Origin of the sequence: Catellatospora sp. NPDC049133, from assembly GCF_040648455.1 — a bacterium.
Lineage (GTDB): Bacteria > Actinomycetota > Actinomycetes > Mycobacteriales > Micromonosporaceae > Catellatospora > Catellatospora aurea.
Genome location: NZ_JBEZDT010000042.1, coordinates 1 through 18,118, shown reverse-complemented (window position 1 = coordinate 18,118; position 18,118 = coordinate 1). Strand labels below are relative to the sequence as shown.

The window sequence follows — 18,118 nt, the reverse complement described above, 5'->3', positions numbered from 1 at the left end:
CGATGGCACACCACCCGCACAGCGGCACCGGCCCGCAGGCCGACACCGAACCGGAGGCAGAGGCTGTGCACGAGCACGTGCCCCGGCACGGCCTCGACCCGCCGGGCCCGGTGGCCGTGGAACCCGACGAGTTCGCGGTGCACGACGGCCACGCCGGGGAGCCGTCCGCCGAGGCCCCGGACGTCGAGGCGCCTGCCGCCGGGCCGACGGCCGCAGAACTGGAGGGCCGGTTGCGGCGGGCGCTGGCCGACCTCGACAACATGCGCAAACGGTACGAGCGCCAGCTCGCCGCCGAGCGCGAGGCCGAGCGGGCCCGCACCGCCGCGGTGTTCCTGCCCGTCGTCGACAACCTGGACCTGGCCCTGGCGCACGCCGACAGCGACCCGGCCGCGGTCGTCGACGGCGTCCGGGCGGTCCGTGACCAGGCGGTGAACACGCTGTCCACGCTCGGCTTCCCGCGCCGGGAGGACACCGGCGTGCCGTTCGACCCGGTGTGGCACGAGGCGGTCAGCGTCGTCCCGAACACCGGCGAGCCCGACGGGACCGTGCTGCAGGTGATCCGGCCCGGCTACGGCCAGGTGGACCGGCAGCTGCGCCCGGCCACGGTCGTCGTCGCCGGCAACACCCAGGGGTGAGCCGTGGCCCGTGACTTCTACGACGTGCTCGGTGTCGCCCGCGGCGCGTCCGCGGACGAGATCCAGCAGGCGTTTCGCAAGCTGGCCCGCAAGTACCACCCGGACGTCAACAAGGACCCGGACGCCGAGGAGAAGTTCAAGGAGATCAACGAGGCGTACCACGTGCTGCACGACCCGAAGCAGCGCGCCCGCTACGACCGCTTCGGCGAGGACTTCCGCAAGGTCCCCGAGGGGTACGAGGAGATGGCCGGCGCGGGCGCGGGAGGTTTCCGGGGCCGCGGCGCGGGCCGGGGCGGTTTCCCCGGGGGCGGCTTCCCGGGCGGCGGGTTCCGGAGCGGGGACGGCGGTGAGCCGTTCTCGTGGTCGTACGAGGGCGGCGACGTCGACCTGGAGGACCTGCTCGGCGGCATGTTCCGCGGCGGCGGGCGCGCGGGCCGGGGCGCGGGCCCGATCCCGGGCGCGGACCAGGAGGCCGAGCTGCCCCTGTCCGTCGAGGAGGCCTACCAGGGCGGCAAGCGCACCATCACACTGTCCGGCGCGCAGGGGCCGCGCAGCTACGACGTGAACATACCGGCCGGGGTCACCGACGGCCAGCGCATCCGGCTGGCCGGGCAGGGCGGGCAGGGCCGCGGCAACGCCCCGGCCGGTGACCTGTACCTGGTGGTGCGCCTGGAGCCGCACCACCGCTACCGGGTCGACGGCCGCCACATCCACGTGGCGCTGCCGGTGAGCCCGTCCGAGGCGGCGCTCGGCGCGACCGTGCCGCTGGTGACACCGGGCGGGGAGACCAAGGTGACGGTGCCGCCGGGCACGTCCAGCGGCAAGCGGCTGCGCCTGCGCGGGCAGGGCATGCCGCACCACCGCGGTGAGCACGGCGACCTGTACGCCGAGGTGCGCATCGTCGTGCCGCGCAGCCTGAGCGACCGCGAACGCGAGCTGTACGAGCAGCTCGCCGAGGCGTCCACGTTCGACCCGAGGAGCTCCCGGTGAAGGTGTACGCGCTCGCCGTCCCGACCCGGCTCAGCCTGGACCGGTTCGCCCGCCAGGCCGGCCTGCACCCGGTGCTGGTGCAGCGGTATGTCGCGCTGGGCCTGGTCGACGCCGACCGTGACGCGGCCGGCGGCCTGTGGTTCCGGCCCACCGAGCTGCACCGGGTGGCGCGGGTGCAGCGGCTGCACGCCGACCTGTCCCTGAACTACACCGCGATCGGCCTGGTCATGGACCTGCTCGACCGCGTCGACGAGCTGCAGACCGCACTGCGAAGGAGCGAGCGCCGTGGACATGAACAAGCTGACGCAGAAGTCGCAGGAGGCGCTGCATGACGCGCAGACCATCGCGCTGCGGCTGGGCCAGACCGAGGTGGACGGCGAGCACCTGCTGCTGGCGCTGCTGGACCAGCCCGACGGGATCGTGCCGCGGCTGATCACCCAGACCGGCGCGGACCCGGCGCGGTTGCGCGGCGAGGTCGAGCAGGACCTGCAGCGGCGGCCGAAGGTCAGCGGGCCGGGCGCGCAGCCCGGCCAGGTGTTCGTCACCCAGCGGCTGTCCCGGCTGCTCGACACCGCCGAGCGGGAGGCCAAGCGGCTCAAGGACGAGTACGTGTCCACCGAGCACCTGCTGCTGGCGCTGGCCGACGAGGGTTCGGCGACGGCCGCGGGGCGGCGGCTCAAGGAGAACGGCGTCACCCGGGAGGCGTTCCTGGCGGCGCTGACCCAGATCCGCGGCAACCAGCGGGTCACCTCGGCGATGCCGGAGGTCACCTACGAGGCGCTGGAGAAGTACGGGCAGGACCTGGTCGCCGACGCCCGCGCGAACCGCCTGGACCCGGTCATCGGCCGCGACGCCGAGATCCGCCGCGTGATCCAGATCCTGTCCCGCAAGACGAAGAACAACCCGGTGCTGATCGGCGACCCGGGTGTCGGCAAGACCGCGATCGTGGAGGGCCTGGCGCAGCGCATCGTGCGCGGCGACGTGCCCGAGGGGCTGCGCGACAAGACCGTGTTCGCCCTGGACATGGGCGCGCTGATCGCCGGGGCCAAGTACCGGGGCGAGTTCGAGGAGCGGCTCAAGGCCGTGCTCAACGAGGTCCGCGCGGCCGAGGGCCGCATCCTGCTGTTCGTCGACGAGCTGCACACCGTCGTCGGGGCGGGCGGCGGTGCGGAGGGCGCGATGGACGCGGGCAACATGCTCAAGCCGATGCTGGCCCGCGGCGAGCTGCACATGATCGGCGCGACGACCGTCGACGAGTACCGCAAGCACATCGAGAAGGACGCCGCGCTGGCCCGGCGCTTCCAGCAGGTGCTGGTGGACGAGCCGTCGGTCGAGGACACCATCTCGATCCTGCGCGGGCTGCGCGAGCGCCTGGAGGTGTTCCACGGCGTGAAGATCCAGGACTCAGCGCTGGTCGCGGCGGCGACGCTGTCGCACCGGTACATCACCGACCGATTCCTGCCGGACAAGGCGATCGACCTGGTGGACGAGGCGTGCGCGCGGCTGCGTACCGAGATCGACTCGATGCCCGCGGAGCTCGACGAGATCACCCGCCGGGTCATGCGCCTGGAGATCGAGGAGGCGGCCCTGGCCAAGGAGACCGACCCGGCCGGCCTGGCGCGGCTCGACCAGCTCCGACGCGAGCTGGCCGACCTGCGCGCCGAAGCCGACGCCAAGCACGCCCAGTGGGAGAGCGAACGCCAGGCCATCCGCCGCGTCCAGGACGTGCGCGAGGAACTGGAACGGCTGCGGCACGAGGTCGAGGAGGCCGAACGCGCCTACGACCTCAACCGGGCCGCCGAGCTGCGCTACGGGCGCATCGCCGACCTCGAACGGCGCCTCGAAGCCGAGGAGCAGAAGCTCGCCGACCGGCAGCAGGGCCAGCCCGGCCTGCTGCGCGAGACCGTGACCGAGGACGAGATCGCCGAGATCGTGTCCGCGTGGACCGGCATCCCGGTGTCGCGGCTGCAGGAGGGCGAGCGGCAGAAGCTGCTGCGCCTCGACGAGATCCTGCACGAGCGCGTCATCGGCCAGGACGAGGCCGTGCAGGTCGTCGCCGACGCGATCATCCGTGCCCGCTCCGGCATCAAGGACCCGCGCCGCCCGATCGGGTCGTTCATCTTCCTGGGCCCCACCGGCGTCGGCAAGACCGAGCTGGCCAAGACCCTGGCGGCGGCGCTGTTCGACTCCGAGGACAACATCGTGCGCCTGGACATGAGCGAGTACCAGGAACGGCACACCGTCAGCCGGCTGGTCGGCGCGCCGCCCGGGTACGTCGGCTACGAGGAGGGCGGGCAGCTCACCGAGGCGGTGCGGCGCAAGCCGTACTCGGTGGTGCTGTTCGACGAGATCGAGAAGGCGCACACCGACGTGTTCAACACCCTGCTGCAGGTCCTCGACGACGGCCGGATCACCGACTCGCAGGGCCGCACCGTCGACTTCCGCAACACCGTCATCATCATGACCTCCAACATCGGCGCGGAGTACCTGCTCGAAGGGTCCGATGCGGACATCTCCGAGCAGGCCCGCGCGAAGGTGCTCGGCGAGCTGCGCGGGCACTTCCGGCCCGAGTTCCTCAACCGGGTCGACGACATCGTGCTGTTCCACCGGCTGACGCTGCCGCAGATCGAGAAGATCGTCGACCTGCAGTTCGAGGACCTGCGCCAGCGGCTCGGCGAGCGCCGGATCACCCTGGACCTGACTGAGGAGGCCCGCAAACTCATCGCCGAACACGGCTTCGACCCGGTGTACGGGGCGCGGCCGCTGCGCCGGTACATCGCCCACGAAGTCGAGACCCGGATCGGGCGTGCGATCATCGCCGGTGACCTCCGCGAGGACGCCGTGATCCACGTGGGGGTGCGCGACGGCGAATTGGCGGTAACCTTCGACGCGGCACCGGCTCCGCAGATGGCGGAGGCGGGCGCGGGAACGGGAGTTTGACGATGGCACAGGCACCGCAGCAGGACACCAGGGCCGACCTGGTCACCTGCCCGCACTGCGGCAAGCGCAACCGGCTGCGGGCCGCCGCGGCGGGACTGGCCCGGTGCGGCAGCTGCCGCGGCATGCTGCCGTGGCTGACCGACGCCACCGACGACGACTTCGACGCCGTGGTGGTGCAGTCGTCGCTGCCGGTGCTGCTGGACCTGTGGGCGCCGTGGTGCGGGCCGTGCCGCATGGTCGCGCCCGGCGTGGAGCGGGCCGCACTGGAGTACGCGGGACGGCTGAAGGTCGTCAAGGTCAATGTGGACGACTCGCCGGAGACGGCAATGCGCTACCGGGCCCAGTCGATTCCGCTGCTGCTCATGCTCAAGGGCGGCGAGGTGACGGCGCGGCAGCTCGGCGCGATCCCGCCGGGACCCCTGCTGCAGTGGGTGGAGAGCGCCCTGCCACCGGCGAAGTGACGCCGCCGCTGCCTTGTCTGCTGCACTTACGCTGCGGCGATGGACACGCCTGAACCGACGCGGACGCCGCTGGGCCCGTGGACGCGGCAGCGGCACCGGGGGACGGTACTTTTCTGGTGGGCTCTGCTGGTGGGCGGTGTGGCTCTCCTGTGGCGGTACGCCAAGTACGTCGCCGCGGCGCCGACCGTGAACATCGGCGAGGCCTGGTTCGATGCCGCGCAGTACCTGGCAATGGCCTGCCTGGGACTCTACGGCCTGGTGGCGATCCTGCGTGGCGGCACATGGCTGCAGGGCTCAGTGCTGACCGTGCGCGGGGCTGTGCGCACCCGCTCGGTGGACCTCGCCGCGGCGACGGTCGTCGGCAAGATCGATTATCCGGCTGACGAACAGGTGTCACTGGTCGCCCACGACGACGCGACGGGTCAGCGGGTCTCGCTGACCCTGGGCGGCTTCGACCGGATCGAGTTCACGCCCCAGGAACTGGACGCGCTCGCCGACGCGATCGACTCCGTCCGCAGCGGGCCGCCGGCGGACGAGGAGACCCTCCGGATCGCCGGGCGGCTGCGGCTGTTCTACCGGCGGCCGCATCCGGTAGGCCGGTATCTGTGGGCGGACCCGCCGATCCCACCCCTGCCCAGGCTCACCGAGGTTGACGAAATCGATTTCACGGATGATGCTCGGCAACCATGAGCGTCAGTGGACTACCCGGGTGCTTCGACACCACGTCTGCCGCGCTGAACGAGGCGGCGCGGCCGCGCCGGTGGTGAGCACCGGACTCCGGCCACGCCGCCAATGTCCACCCGTTCCCGTCGGCCCCGACGAGCTAGCGGGACAGCCAGTCCGTGACGATGGCGTCGACCTGGGCGGCGTGCGCGGTCTGCGGGGCGGCCTCGATGCCGGGCTCCTCGGCCAGGGCGTGGCCCATGCCGGGGATCGCGACCAGCGACGAGCCTTCCGGAAGTGCCGCCCACAACCGCTGCGCCGGGTCGCGGAAGCCGTCCCGGTCGTCCTCGTCGCCGACCACCATCAGCACCGGGCGCTCGATCTCCGCGGCGCGGGCGACGAAGTCGAGCCGGTCGGCCGCGGCACGGCTCTCGTCGGTCCATCGGTAGGGCATGCCGAACATCCGGGAGTTCGCGTCCACCAGCGCCGACAACTGGACCGCGGGGCTGACCAGCGCCACCCGGTCCACCTCCACGGCCGTCTCGGTCAGCAGCCGCAGGGCCGTCATCGAGCCGATGGAGCCGCCCAGCAGGCTGAGCGGACCGCGCGTGTCCAGCAGCGAGCGCAACTCGGCCAGCGCGGGCGGGAACTCCGCCACCGCCTGCCGGGTCAGCGGCTCGAACAGGTTCAGCACCGCGTCCTCCATGACGAGCTTCATCAGCTCGTCGGGGCCGCCGGGCAGCATCCGGTCGCCGGTCATCGGCAGGCCCAGGTACACCCGCCAGGCGTTCAGTCCGGACAGCGGCAGGGCCGCGGCCATGGCGATCTCGCTGCGCGGCGGGTCGAGCAGGTGCCAGGCCACGACCAGCGGGGTGTCGGGGGTCGGGTCGGCGGGCGGCAGGGCGATGTACGGCACTCCGGCCGCGTTTCCTCTGAGCGTCATGCCGACCAGTCAAGCCCGCCCGAGTGGGCGGCGTCGAACAACCATGCCGACCGATTGGACAACCGTTGGTTGTCGGGCCAGGCTGTGCCCCGTGGATCTCGATCTCGCTCAGGTGCGGGCGTTCGTGCGCGCCGCCGACGAGCTGCACTTCGGACGGGCCGCCGCCGCGCTCTACCTCACCCAGCAGGCGCTGTCCAAACGTGTCCGCCGGCTGGAGGAGACGCTCGGTGCGGCCCTGTTCACGCGCGGGCGCGGGCCGGTCGAGCTGACCGCGGCCGGGACGAGGTTCCTGCCGTACGCCCGGGAGCTGCTGGCGCTGGGCGCTGCGGCGGCCCGGTCGGTGCGCGGCGAGCAGCTGCCGCTGAAGGTGGACGTGTGGGGGCCGGTGCACCGGCCGCTGAGCCTGCTCGGCGAGCTGGTGTCGGCGTACCCGGACCTGCTGCTGGAGCTGAGCATGCGGCGCAGCCTCGGTTCGGCGCTGGACGCCGTCGCGAGCGGCGACCTCGACGTGGCCTGGGGCCGGGCGCACGACCTCGGCCGGCCGTGGCCTGACGGGGTGCGGCGGCGGCTGGTGTGCCTGGAGCCGATCGCGGTCGGGGTGCTCGCCGGGCATCCGCTCGCCGACGCCACCGTGGTCGGGGCAGCCGAGCTGCGCGGGCACGGGCTGTGGATCCCGTTCGAGGACCGGCCGCCGGAACTGACCGGGCTGCTGCGCGCGTACGCCGCGGCGCTGGACGTGCCGATCACGGGGACCGCGCTCAACCTCGGGGTCGAGCACACGATCGCCGAGTTGCGGCGGCATCCGCACCGGGTCACGCCGCTGGGCGCGTGGTGGCAGCTGCCCGCCGACGTCGTACGCGTCCCGCTGCGGCCGACGCCGTATCTGCCCTGGTCGGTGGTGTGGCGTGCGGACAACGCGCATCCGCTGCTCCCCCGGCTGCTGGCCCTGCTGCCGGGTCCGCACACGATCCGGTTCGACCCGGCCGGGGACTGGCTGCCCGAACCCGACCGCGCCGACCTGCCGCGCACCGTGCCGAACCGCCGCGTCCCGGCATCGCCATAGATGCCTTATACAGATTGACTGTATATACAGGCCGTCTATATTGCTGGCATGACGATGCAGGAACCGACGTTCTTCATCCTGACCGCGCTGGTCCGGTCCCCATTGCACGGATACGGCGTCATGCAGGCCGTCGAGCAGCTGTCCGGCGGGCGGGTCACGCTCAAGGCGGGCACGCTCTACGCCGCCCTGGACCGTCTCGCCGCGGCCGGGCTGATCGCCGTGGAGCGCGAGGAGGCCGTGGCCGGACGTCTGCGCCGCTACTACGTGCTGTCCGACGACGGCCGTGCGGCGCTGGAGGCCGCGGTCGAGCGGATGCGGTCGGATGCGACCGTCGCCGCCGCGCGGCTGCGGGAGGCGTTCGGATTCGTCGTCGGGGTGCGGCATGCCTGAGCAGTCCGAACTCGAACGCTCCTACCGCCGCCTGCTGCTCGCCTACCCCCGGTTCTACCGCGACGAGCGCGGACTGGAGATCCTCACCACGCTGCTGGACGCAGCCAAGCCCGGACAGGTCCGGGCCACCCTCGGCGAGGCGGCCCACCTGATCCTGTCCGGACTCCGGTTCCGCCTGGTGCCCCCGGGCACGGCCGGCAGGATCGCCGCGGGCGTGGCGGCGCTGTGGACCGCGGTCGTGCTCGGCGGGGTCGGCGCTTACGTCGCCTGGGACTCCTCGTCGGCGACTCCGGCCGCGATCAACGGTCCGCGAGTCTCCGCGCTCGCCGACGCGCTCGTCGGCCAGCCGCCCGCCCGGGTCGATCACGGCGACGGCGGCCTGCTCGACATCGCGTACAGCCACAAGGCGACCGGACGGTTCCAGACACTCGGGGCCGAGGATCTGCCCGGGGTGCGGCCCGTGCCGTCGGGCCACAACCGCCTCTACGAGCAGGTCGACGCGACCCGTGGCGTCCTGGACGACGCCCTCCGACGTCTGCGGGCCGAAGGGTGGCAGACCGGCGTCATCACCAGGCCGGCGGTCTGTGGGTGCGGCGTGTTCTGGGCCACCCGCGACGGCCTGCTGCTGCGGATGGCAGACAGCCGTGCGAGCGTGCAACAGGAGGCGGTGACCGTGGACTTCTACCCCATCGAGCCGAACGGTGTGCCCACCGGTGCCGTCGCCGGCTTCGCCCTGGGGCTGATCCTGGCCTGGCCGACGGTGACGTGGCTGGCCCACCGCCACGCGCGGATCCCGCGCGGTGACCGGATGCTGTTCCTGCTCTTCGCCGTGCCGGCCCTCTACGCCTGCCTTGCCAACACGGTCGACAACGTGCTGAGCATGGTGCCGGATCCGGACACCGACAGCGTGCTGCTCGCCGCCGATCTGATGTATCCGCTGGCCAACCAGGTCACCAACCCGCTCGCCGTGACCGTGATCGGGGTCGGCCTCGCCGCCTGCGTGGGCATCGTCGTCGTCACGCCGTGGCATCGCAGGCACCCCGAGGCGGACCCGGCACCCGCCCCCACGGCGCTCACCGAGAGCTGAGCCGGGCCCGCGATGGCTACCGCACGCCGTCGATCAGCGCCGCCAGCAGTCGGGTCCGGACGCCGTCCGGGTCGGGGCGGCCGGGGTACCAGGTGCAGGCGATGTCGATCGCGGCCACCCGGCCGGTGTCGAGCACTCGGCGCGCCGCAGCGAGCACCGCGTCGGCAGTGGGGCCGCCGGGCACCGGGAAGCGCAGGTCCGGCAGCTCCGCGGAGTCGATGACGTCGAGGTCGAGGTGCAGGACCAGCGGGCCGGGCGGCAGCGTCGCGGCGTCGAGCCCTTCGACGGCGCAGCGGCGTACGGCCGCGGTGGCGAGGTAGTCGGCCTCCGGCGGGTCCAGGTCGCGGGCGTCGACGAGCAGCGCCCGGTCCTCGGCCAGCGGTCGCAGCCCGAGCCGCTGCGAGATCAGCTCAGGCCGGTAGCCGACGAGCAAACGCAGCGGCATGCCGCCGACGTAACCCGACGCGGTCGTCTCCAGGGTCTGCACGTCGCCGTGCGCGTCGAACCAGACGATGCCTGCGTCCACGCCCGCCTGCTGCAGGCCCGCCATGGTGCCCAGCGACACGGTGCAGTCCCCGGACACCACCACCGGGGTCTCGCCCGTCTGCGCGCAGTGGGCGACCTGCCAGGCCACCGGCTCGTAGAGGTGGCCGAGGCGCGCCCAGACGTCCCCGTCGGGCAGTTGCTCCTCCACCGTCCGGACGGCGTGGCCGGACGGCAGCGGGAAGTCGTGATCGGGCAGTCGTTCGTCGAGGTGGTACGGCACGAAGATGATCGTCACGCGGCCACGTTACCGAACACCGCCACGACCTGGCCGAGGGCCGATGCCTGCGGTCCCGGACCGCGTGCCCGCCGAGCGGGTCATCGCAACTGCGCACTCAGCGGCAGAATGGCCGCCATGAGCGAGAACGGCGACACCGGCGAGCGTCTGACGATCGACCAGATCATGGAACCGTTGCTGACTAACATGCCCAAGGTCGCCGAGTACAGTCCCGAGGGCATCGCGGCCTTGGGGAACCCGATCTCGATGCTGGTGCACAACACCGGCAAGACGCTGCTGGAGCTGTTCCTGGAACCGTCCGGGCAGGACTACTGGCTGCAGCCGGGCGAGACGTTCACGGTCACGTCGTACGGGCACTGGACGCGCCAGCCGTTCGAGGTCGCCCATGAGCCGGACTGCATCACCGTCTGGGCCACCTCGTGGTACGCCACGGTCTCCTTCCGCGACGGCTCCGAGGTCCCCGGTGGGCACCAGCGTCCGGCAGGCAAGTACACGTAGCCCATCTCAAGCGGGCCCGCCGAACAGGCGGTCTAGGTGGTACGTGAGGATCGCGAGCGCGGCGTCACCGTCGCGCTGACCGCCGAGCACGCTGGAGCCGAGGCCGTTGGTCAGCGCCAGCAGCCCGGCGGCGGCCGTCGGGGCGTCGAGGCCGGGATCGACCTGGCCTGCCTGCTGGGCGGTGCGCAGGTGCCCGGCGAGGAATCGTTCGAGCAGGTCGGGATAGGTCGCGCCGTGTTCGGTGGCGAGCGCGGGCTCGGCCAGCACCAGGGTGTAGTACGCGGCGTAGGTCCTGGTCAGCCGGCGGCTCTCGTCGTCGGTCGGCAGGATGGCGGTGAGGGTGCCGTAGACGAGGCTGCGCGGGGTGGGTGGCATGCCCAGGGCGCGGATGTGCGCCTCCACCCGGGCGGAGAGCTGCTCGCCGAGGTAGGCGAGCGCGCCGAGGAGCAGTTCCTGCTTGGTGTGGAAGTAGTACTGGACCAGGCGCAGCGATACGCCCGCCTCGGTGGCCACCTCGCGCATGCTCGCCGCCTGCAGGCCCCGGGTGCTCGCGATGCGCAGCAGGGCCTCGCCGATCTGTCGGCGGCGCAGGTCGTGGTCCACGCGCTTGGGCACGGCGCTCCATCCGGTCGCACGGTCGTGTCAGGTCGATCACGTCGGCCTATCATGCAACACCCCGTTGATGATACGGTCGTATCACAAAAAGCGGCGATCGGAGACACCCATGACCGAGGCACGGCTCAGCGCGTTCACCGGGGACAAGGCGCGTGCCAGGTTCCTCGCGGCCTACGGGCGCGTCTTCGACACGGTCTGGCCCGCCGATCACCGTCGCCTCGACGTGCCCACCTCGTTCGGCACCACCCGCGTCTACCGCGCCGGACGGCCCGACGGTGTCCCGTTCGTGCTGCTCCCGGGTGCGGGCGGCAACGCGCTGGGATGGCACCGGCATGTGGCGCGCTGGGGCCAGGCACGCCCGGTCATCGCGATCGACCCGGTCGGCGAGCCCGGCTGCTCCACGCAGGACACGCCCGTCACGGGCGGCCGCGACCTGGCCCGCTGGCTCGACGAGGTGCTCGCCGGCCTGGACGTCGAGCGCGCGCACCTCGTCGGATGCTCGTACGGCGGCTGGGTCGCCCTGCAGCACGAGCTGCACGCGCCGGGCCGGGCCGCCTCGATCACGCTGCTGGACCCGGCGGGGTTCGGCCGGATCACCAAACGGTTCATCCTCTGGGTGGTCCTGGGCGGGCTGGCCGGGCTCACGCCCCGACCGCTGCGCCGCCGCGCTGCACGCTGGCTGCGCAACGCCACCCTGCTCGACGACGACCTCATGGGACTGGCGCTGGCCTCGACCGGCTTCCGGCGGCGGCTGCCCGTCCCGCCCCCGCTGACCGACGACGAGCTGCGCCAGATCACCGTCCCCACCCTGGCCCTGCTCGGCGAGCGCAGCCAGATGTACGACGCTGCCCAGGTGGCGTCGCGCATCGAGGCGCTGATGCCGGCCGCTCGCGCCGAGGTCGTCGCCGACGCGGGGCACGACCTGCAGGTGCACAGCCCGGACCTGGTCACCGACCGGGCGGCCGAGTTCGCGGCCGAGACCTCGACCCGGGCAGCCGCCGACGGTCCCTCAGAACCGGCCTGACGTTCTCCCCCGTCGGCACGAGCCGGTCGGCGGGCCGCCATGCCGGGCAACCTCAGCCGAGGGCGGCGACCAGCCGCTCGCCGTCCGGCCAGGGGCCGTGGCCGCTGGCCGTCTCGACGTGGCCGACGTCACCCGCGTCGTACAGCTCCGCGCCCCAGTCGGCGGCGTACCGCTCGAACTGCGGGAACGTCGTGTACGGGTCGGTGCGGCTGGCCACCAGGACCGTGCGGAACGGCAGCCGCTCGCGGGGAACCGCCACGGACACGAAGTCGTTCGTCTCGCCCGGGCCCGGTCTCCATTCGGGGTCGAGGTAGGGCGGTGTGACCAGCAGTGCGGCGCGCACCGGGCCTACGTGGCGGGCGGCCCACACCACCGTGGTGATGCATCCGGCGCTGTGCGCGATCAGCACCACGGGCTCGTCGTCGGCCGTGACCGCCTCGTGCAGCGCCGCCACCCGCTCATCCAGCGTGAACGGCGGCCCCGGCGGGTAGGGCGCCCACCGGTATTCGGGGTGCGCGTCGGCCCAGCGCCGCTGCCAGTGCTCCGGAAGGGGGACGCCGCGGCCCGGCACCAGCAGATGTCGCGTCATCGGCTGAGGGTAGCCCTCGCGGCCATTCCACGCGGGGCCCGTCGCCGTCCGGATCGCCGACGACGGGCGGCGCCGGCCCCCGTCTCGCCACCGGTCCACCTGCCCTGACCAGCGGTGCGGGCGGCGGCGAAACCGACCGGTGCGGGCGTGAAACCGCGGCGAAGGCGTGGTGGAACCGGCGCGGCTGATGCTGTCTCCTGACCGGCCGACGCCGGTCGCGAGGGAGCGATGATGAAGCACATTCCCGCGGTACACGCGGAGGGCCTGGTGAAGTCGTTCGGTGACTTCCGCGCCGTCGACGGGGTCGACCTGCACGTCGACCAGGGTGAGATCTACGGCGTGCTGGGCCCCAACGGCGCCGGCAAGACCACCATGCTCAAGATGCTGGCCACGCTGCTGCCCATCGACGGCGGCCGGGCGGAGATCTTCGGCGTGGACGTGCGCCGCGATCCGCACCGCACCAGGCAGCTGCTCGGCGTCACCGGGCAGTACGCGTCGGTGGACGAGAACCTGACCGCCAACGAGAACCTGTGGCTGTTCGGCCGCCTGCAGGGGGTGTCCAGCCGCACGGCCCGCACCACCGCCGCTCAGCTGCTGGAGCAGTTCGGCCTGCAGGAGGCGGCGAACAAGCCGATCTCCCAGTTCAGCGGTGGTATGCGGCGGCGACTCGACCTGGCCGCCAGCCTGATCACCCGGCCGCCGCTGATCTTCCTGGACGAGCCGACCACCGGCCTGGACCCGCGTACCCGGGGACAGATGTGGGACACCATCCGCGAACTGGTCGCCGGGGGCTGCACGGTCCTGCTGACCACGCAGTACCTGGACGAGGCCGACCAGCTCGCCGACCGGATCGCGGTCATCGACCGGGGCCGCAAGGTCGCCGAGGGCACCCCCGACGAGCTGAAGGCGTCCGTGGGCAACTCGACCCTGCGGCTGCGGCTGACCGACCCCGCCGACCAGCCTGCCGCCGCGGACGTCGTGCGGCGGCTGCTGGGCGAGGACCCGGTGCTCAGCCCGGAGTCGGGGCGGATGAACGTGGCGCTCGACGCCGCGGACCGGGCCGCCGACGTGCTCATCCGCCTGCGCGAGGCGGGCATCGGCATCACCTCGGTGAGCGTCGACGCGCCGACCCTCGACGAGGTGTTCCTGGCTCTCACCGGACACGACACCGGCGACGGCTCCGACCCGTCCGCGTCCGCGGACAAGCTTCAGCTCGAGGTGGCCCGATGACCCTGCAGATGACCAAGCCCGTGGCGGCGATGCCGCGACGCCTGACGCCCGATGACATCGCCGCGCGTACGACCTCGCACAACAGCCTGCGGGAGACGGTCGGCCAGACGATGTCGATGGCGTGGCGGGCGACGAAGAAGATGCGCCGCAACCCGGAGCAGTTCTTCGACGTCACCATCCAGCCGCTGCTGTTCACGGCGATGTTCGCGTACCTGCTGGGTGGCGGCCTGTCCGGCAGCGTGGAGGCCTACCTGCCGCTGGTGATCCCCGGCATCCTGGCGCAGACCGCGCTGACGGCCTGCATGGCCACCGGCGTTCAGCTGCGCGAGGACATGGAGAAGGGGGTGTTCGACCGGTTCAAGTCGCTGCCGATGGCCCGGATCGCGCCGCTGGCCGGTCCCATGATCGCCGACCTGCTGCGGTACGCGATCGCCTCGACGCTGACCTTCCTCACCGGTATCGCGATGGGCTACCGCCCCGGCGGCGGCACGGTCGGCGTGGTGCTGGCGATCGTGCTCACGATGATCGCCGGCTGGTCGCTTGCCTGGGTGTTCACCTGGGTCGGCACGCTGGCCCGCAGCGCGCAGAGCGTCCAGGGCATCTCCATGATGATCATGTTCCCGCTGACGTTCATGTCCAACGCGCTGGTCCCGGTCGAGACCCTGCCCGGCTGGCTCGCCGCGTTCGTGAAGGTCAACCCGGTCTCGTACGTGGTCACCGCCACCCGCGACCTGGCCAACGACGGCCAGGTCACCGCGCACGTCGGATGGGCTCTCGTGGCCTGCGCGGCAGTCATCGCGATCTTCGCGCCGCTGTCGGTACGCAGCTACAAGCGCCACCTCTAGCGCTCAGGCCCCGATCCGCGCGACCAGGCTCCGTGCCTCGTCGAGCAGGTCGGGGCCGCGCCGGTCGCCGAACTCGGCGGCCAGCTCGGCCAGCAGTCCGGGCGCCCGCGACTCGGCCTGGACGGAGATCCGCTCCCAGGCCAGCGTGGGCATGCTCCGGTTGTACGCGAACCGGTCCGCCAGCGCGATCAGCCGCACCGCGTCCGGGACCGGCAGGGCCTCCCGGAGCAGACCCCACGCGCCGAGCGCCAGCAGCACCAGCCCGCAGACCGGATAGTCCAGGTAGGGATGGTCCGGGTCGAGCACCTGCAACGCCTGCTCGGCGGCCCGGGAGAACTGCGCCGCGCCGATCGGGTCGCCGGGCGGGGCGTAGTACGCGTGCGCGGCCAGACTCGTCGCCTCGGCCACGAGCACCCACGGCTCCAGCCCGGTCGGTGCGACGGCCGGGATCCGCAGTTCCCGCACTCGCACGCCGGCCGCACGGTAGCCCGCCAGCCCGGCCTCGACGTCGCCGCGGGCCAGCGCCAGCTCGGCCTTGCCGAGATCGAAGGCGAGCCGGCCCGCCAGGGCCCCCTCGGCCTCGGTCGCGTCGTCGAGGTCGGCGAGCTGGGCGGCGGCGTCGTCGATGGCACCGTCGGAGATCATGACCAGGGCGAGCAGCGAGCGCAGCTGGATGGCGTCGTCGCGGGCGCCGAGCCGGTCCAGCACCGGCAGCGCGGCGTGGGCGTGGACCGCGGCGTCCTTCGCCCGGCCGAGCTGCATCGCGAGCTGCGCCGCCATGGTGTGCATGATCGCCTGCGACCAGGGGCCGATCGTGTCGTCGGCGAGCAGCAGCCCGCGTTCGGCGGCGTCCATGGCCGCGTCCGGGTCGCCCATGTTCTCCAGGGCCTGGCTCAGCCACGGCAGCGCCAGCGCGGCGATCTCGCGGTCGGCGGACGCGGCGTGCGCCCGCAGCTGCTGGAGGAAGCCTTCGGGCGAATGCGGGTCGATGTCGCTCAGCATGGTGACCATGGCGGAGATCCACGGGTCCCGCGTGCCCGGCCCGAGCGCCCGCAGGGTGTCGCGCAGCCGGTCGGAGTGCGGCGAGTTGGCGACCAGCGAACCGTTGAGGGTCATCGCGATCGCCATCCGGGTGGCGTCGGCGAGGTCCGGCGGGGGTGTCCAGCCGTCGACCACGTTCGCGGCGGCTTCGATCAGGACCAGCAGCCGGGGGTGCTCGCCCAGGATGATCCAGTATCCAGCCAGCGCGGCGAGGATCTGCACCGCAGCCGCCGGGTCGGGGGTGGCGAAGGTCCGGCGCAGCACGTCGGAGAGGTTGGTCTCCTCGGGGCGGGTCTCGTCGACGACGTCGAACTGCCTCGGGCTGAACAGGGCGCGGGCGTGCCGGGCGGAGAAGGCGACCGCCCAGGCGCGCTGGGCCTGCTCGGCCGCGCCGTCCTCGCCGGCGTCGACCAGCTGCATCCGGCCGAACTCGCGCACGGTCTCCAGCATCCGGTAGCGCACCCCACCGGGGCCGGTCTCCACGACGGTCAGCAGGGACTGGTCGGCCAGGTCCTGGACCGCGGCGAGCGCGTCGTCGCCGAGCATCGCCTCCGCCGCGTCGAGGGTGAACCCGTCGTGGAACACCGACAGCCAGCGCAGGGCCCGGCGCTCGCGTTCGGCGAGCAGGTTCCAGGACCAGTCGATGACGGCCAGCAGGGTCTGGTGCCGGTCGGGTGCGCTGCGGTCCCCGCCGCGCAGCAGCGCGAACCGGTTCTCCAGGCGGCGGGCGATGTCGGCGACGGACATCACGCGTACCTTCGCGGCCGCCAGTTCGATCGCGAGCGGTAGCCCGTCAAGCCGCTCGACGATCTCGGCCACCACCGCGTCGGCGCCGTCGAGGCGCACGTCCGGGCGCGAGGCGGTGGCCCGCTGCCGGAACATTTCGGCCGCGTCGGCGGTGTCCAGTTCAGCCAGCGGGTAGACGTGTTCGGCGGCGATGGCCAGCGGGGCCCGCGTGGTGGTGAGCACCCGCGGTTCCCGGGTGGTGGCGGTGAGGTAGGCGACGAAGTCGGCGACAGCGGCGACGATGTGCTCGCAGTTGTCGAGGATCAGCAGGCTCGGGGCCTGGTCGAGGTAACCCGCGATGCGGGCGCGGACGTCGGCCCGCTGCTCCGGGGTGAGGGTGCGCCGGCCACTGACGGAGTCCCGTACGCCCAGCGCCGACCCGATCTCGCCGACGAGGTCGTCGGGTGCGGTGACGCCGACGAGTTCGACGAAGTGCACCACCGGGGCCGGGTGCTCGCGGCCGAGCACGTGCGCCAGCCTGGTCTTGCCCAGTCCGCCCGGCCCGACGATGGACACCACCCGGTACGCGGCCAGCAGCGCCTGCAGCCGGCGGATGTCGCCCGCGCGGCCGAGCAGCGCGGTCGCCTCGTAACGCAGGCCCGCCCGGACCGGGCTGTCCTGGACGAGCAGCTCACGGTGGACCCGGCGCAGGTCCGGGCCGGGGTCGGCGCCGATCCGGTCACGCAGGTCGGCGCGGTAGGTCTCGTACCGGCTCAGCGCGGCACCGGCGCCGCGTACCGCCGCCTCGCCGCGCAGCAGATCCGCGAGCAGGCCTTCATCGGCCGGATGGGCGGCCCACGCCTCGGTCAGGGTCGGCAGCGCGTCGGCGTACTCACCGAGCCGGACCTTGGCCCGGGCCGACAGCAGCCGGGCCTGGTCGAGGTCGCGTTCGGCCTCGTACCGCAAGGAGGCGAGCGGGCCGTGCCCGTCTCCGGCGGCGACGGGGCCGAGCGCGACGGCTTCGGCGGCCAGGCCGGCCGCGCGGGCCGGGTCGGACTCGAACACCGACCGGGCCGCGGCGAGCCGGTCGGCGAGCAGTTGGCTGTCCACCTGCGCCCGGTCGATGCCCAGGCGGTAGCCGTCGCCGTCGCGGACCACCGAGTCCGGCCCGTGTGCCGTCCGGGTCCGCGAGACCAGCACCTGCAGCGCCTTGAGCGGGTTGGCGGGGACGTCCTCGTCCCAGATGAGGTCGACGAGCCGGCTTGAGCCGACCGTCCGACCGGCGGCGGCGAGCGCGGCGAGAAGCGCCTGCGGTCGCTCGCCCAGCACCGGCTCGCCGTCCCAGCGCACCGTTTCCAGCAGGGACAGGATGATCGGCACCCGCCAAGTCTAAGCTCGCGGGAAAGTCGCCCACCTCGAACCGGGTCGCGCTGGCGCGCCCGTGCTGCGAGCCTCAGTGGCGCGAACCGGGGATGATCGCCGACCGGCCGATCCGGTCGGCGCCAGAACGTCGGGTCGTTGAGGAACATCTCGACGTAGCGCAGACCGACCCAGTACTCCCCGAGGGGGTTGCCGCCCGGGGAGAACTTACGGAAGG

The 18,118-nt window shown here is 72.9% G+C and carries 18 protein-coding genes; 13 read left to right on the top strand and 5 right to left on the bottom strand.

The window, feature by feature from the left end:
* The first annotated feature begins 2 nt into the window (after nucleotides 1-2).
* From AB0B35_RS34990 to AB0B35_RS34965, 6 genes are read left to right on the top strand one after another with little or no spacing between them, the layout of a single operon-like run.
* On the top strand, nucleotides 3-635 hold the full coding sequence (locus AB0B35_RS34990; protein WP_361054036.1) for a nucleotide exchange factor GrpE: 633 nt from the start codon (nucleotides 3-5) through the stop codon (nucleotides 633-635).
* Nucleotides 636-638: 3 nt separating this feature from the next.
* Nucleotides 639-1,625 carry a J domain-containing protein gene (locus AB0B35_RS34985; RefSeq protein WP_361054033.1) on the top strand — a complete coding sequence of 329 codons (987 nt, stop codon included), beginning with the start codon at nucleotides 639-641 and terminating at the stop codon, nucleotides 1,623-1,625.
* Nucleotides 1,622-1,957: a chaperone modulator CbpM gene (locus AB0B35_RS34980; protein ID WP_361054031.1), complete on the top strand. Its 336-nt coding sequence runs from the start codon at nucleotides 1,622-1,624 to the stop codon at nucleotides 1,955-1,957. Before AB0B35_RS34985 ends, AB0B35_RS34980 begins: the two co-directional genes overlap by 4 nt.
* Nucleotides 1,911-4,565 (top strand): ATP-dependent chaperone ClpB, encoded by a 2,655-nt coding sequence (clpB, locus tag AB0B35_RS34975; protein ID WP_361054028.1) that lies wholly within the window; start codon nucleotides 1,911-1,913, stop codon nucleotides 4,563-4,565. Before AB0B35_RS34980 ends, clpB begins: the two co-directional genes overlap by 47 nt.
* Nucleotides 4,566-4,567: 2 nt before the next feature.
* Nucleotides 4,568-5,026 (top strand): thioredoxin, encoded by a 459-nt coding sequence (trxA, locus tag AB0B35_RS34970; protein ID WP_361054026.1) that lies wholly within the window; start codon nucleotides 4,568-4,570, stop codon nucleotides 5,024-5,026.
* A gap of 39 nt (nucleotides 5,027-5,065) precedes the next feature.
* Complete coding sequence (locus AB0B35_RS34965; RefSeq protein WP_361054023.1) at nucleotides 5,066-5,716, top strand: hypothetical protein; 651 nt, start codon at nucleotides 5,066-5,068, stop codon at nucleotides 5,714-5,716.
* Nucleotides 5,717-5,849: 133 nt separating this feature from the next.
* Here AB0B35_RS34965 and AB0B35_RS34960 read toward each other — a convergent pair whose 3' ends face one another.
* Nucleotides 5,850-6,632, bottom strand: coding sequence for an alpha/beta hydrolase (locus AB0B35_RS34960; protein WP_361054021.1), 783 nt, complete (start codon nucleotides 6,630-6,632; stop codon nucleotides 5,850-5,852).
* Nucleotides 6,633-6,723: 91 nt separating this feature from the next.
* Here AB0B35_RS34960 and AB0B35_RS34955 point away from each other — a divergent pair, with 91 nt between their 5' ends.
* Genes AB0B35_RS34955 through AB0B35_RS34945 form a run of 3 tightly spaced genes read left to right on the top strand, consistent with a single transcriptional unit; the run spans nucleotide 6,724 to nucleotide 9,172 of the window.
* Nucleotides 6,724-7,695 (top strand): LysR family transcriptional regulator, encoded by a 972-nt coding sequence (locus AB0B35_RS34955; protein WP_361054018.1) that lies wholly within the window; start codon nucleotides 6,724-6,726, stop codon nucleotides 7,693-7,695.
* Between the two features lie 54 nt (nucleotides 7,696-7,749).
* Nucleotides 7,750-8,085 (top strand): PadR family transcriptional regulator, encoded by a 336-nt coding sequence (locus tag AB0B35_RS34950; RefSeq protein ID WP_361054212.1) that lies wholly within the window; start codon nucleotides 7,750-7,752, stop codon nucleotides 8,083-8,085.
* The gene (locus AB0B35_RS34945; protein WP_361054015.1) at nucleotides 8,078-9,172 is read left to right on the top strand and encodes a hypothetical protein; all 1,095 of its coding nucleotides are present in this window, start codon (nucleotides 8,078-8,080) and stop codon (nucleotides 9,170-9,172) included. The genes AB0B35_RS34950 and AB0B35_RS34945 overlap by 8 nt, the downstream gene beginning before the upstream one ends.
* A gap of 16 nt (nucleotides 9,173-9,188) precedes the next feature.
* Here AB0B35_RS34945 and AB0B35_RS34940 read toward each other — a convergent pair whose 3' ends face one another.
* Complete coding sequence (locus tag AB0B35_RS34940; protein ID WP_361054012.1) at nucleotides 9,189-9,953, bottom strand: arginase family protein; 765 nt, start codon at nucleotides 9,951-9,953, stop codon at nucleotides 9,189-9,191.
* Between the two features lie 117 nt (nucleotides 9,954-10,070).
* On the opposite strand from AB0B35_RS34940, the gene AB0B35_RS34935 reads away from it, so the two are divergent.
* Nucleotides 10,071-10,451, top strand: a complete 381-nt coding sequence (locus AB0B35_RS34935) for a hypothetical protein (protein ID WP_361054009.1) — start codon at nucleotides 10,071-10,073, stop codon at nucleotides 10,449-10,451.
* Between the two features lie 6 nt (nucleotides 10,452-10,457).
* Here AB0B35_RS34935 and AB0B35_RS34930 read toward each other — a convergent pair whose 3' ends face one another.
* Entirely contained in the window at nucleotides 10,458-11,066 is a 609-nt protein-coding gene (locus AB0B35_RS34930) for a TetR family transcriptional regulator C-terminal domain-containing protein (protein WP_361054006.1), read from the bottom strand.
* A 109-nt stretch (nucleotides 11,067-11,175) separates the two neighbouring features.
* On the opposite strand from AB0B35_RS34930, the gene AB0B35_RS34925 reads away from it, so the two are divergent.
* Nucleotides 11,176-12,090: an alpha/beta hydrolase gene (locus tag AB0B35_RS34925; protein WP_361054003.1), complete on the top strand. Its 915-nt coding sequence runs from the start codon at nucleotides 11,176-11,178 to the stop codon at nucleotides 12,088-12,090.
* Between the two features lie 52 nt (nucleotides 12,091-12,142).
* Here AB0B35_RS34925 and AB0B35_RS34920 read toward each other — a convergent pair whose 3' ends face one another.
* Complete coding sequence (locus tag AB0B35_RS34920) at nucleotides 12,143-12,679, bottom strand: alpha/beta hydrolase (protein ID WP_361054000.1); 537 nt, start codon at nucleotides 12,677-12,679, stop codon at nucleotides 12,143-12,145.
* Nucleotides 12,680-12,910: 231 nt separating this feature from the next.
* Here AB0B35_RS34920 and AB0B35_RS34915 point away from each other — a divergent pair, with 231 nt between their 5' ends.
* Entirely contained in the window at nucleotides 12,911-13,909 is a 999-nt protein-coding gene (locus AB0B35_RS34915) for an ATP-binding cassette domain-containing protein (RefSeq protein WP_361053997.1), read from the top strand.
* Entirely contained in the window at nucleotides 13,906-14,754 is an 849-nt protein-coding gene (locus AB0B35_RS34910; protein ID WP_361053994.1) for an ABC transporter permease, read from the top strand. The genes AB0B35_RS34915 and AB0B35_RS34910 overlap by 4 nt, the downstream gene beginning before the upstream one ends.
* A gap of 3 nt (nucleotides 14,755-14,757) precedes the next feature.
* Here AB0B35_RS34910 and AB0B35_RS34905 read toward each other — a convergent pair whose 3' ends face one another.
* Nucleotides 14,758-17,901, bottom strand: coding sequence for a BTAD domain-containing putative transcriptional regulator (locus AB0B35_RS34905; protein ID WP_361053991.1), 3,144 nt, complete (start codon nucleotides 17,899-17,901; stop codon nucleotides 14,758-14,760).
* Nucleotides 17,902-18,118: the final 217 nt, after the last annotated feature.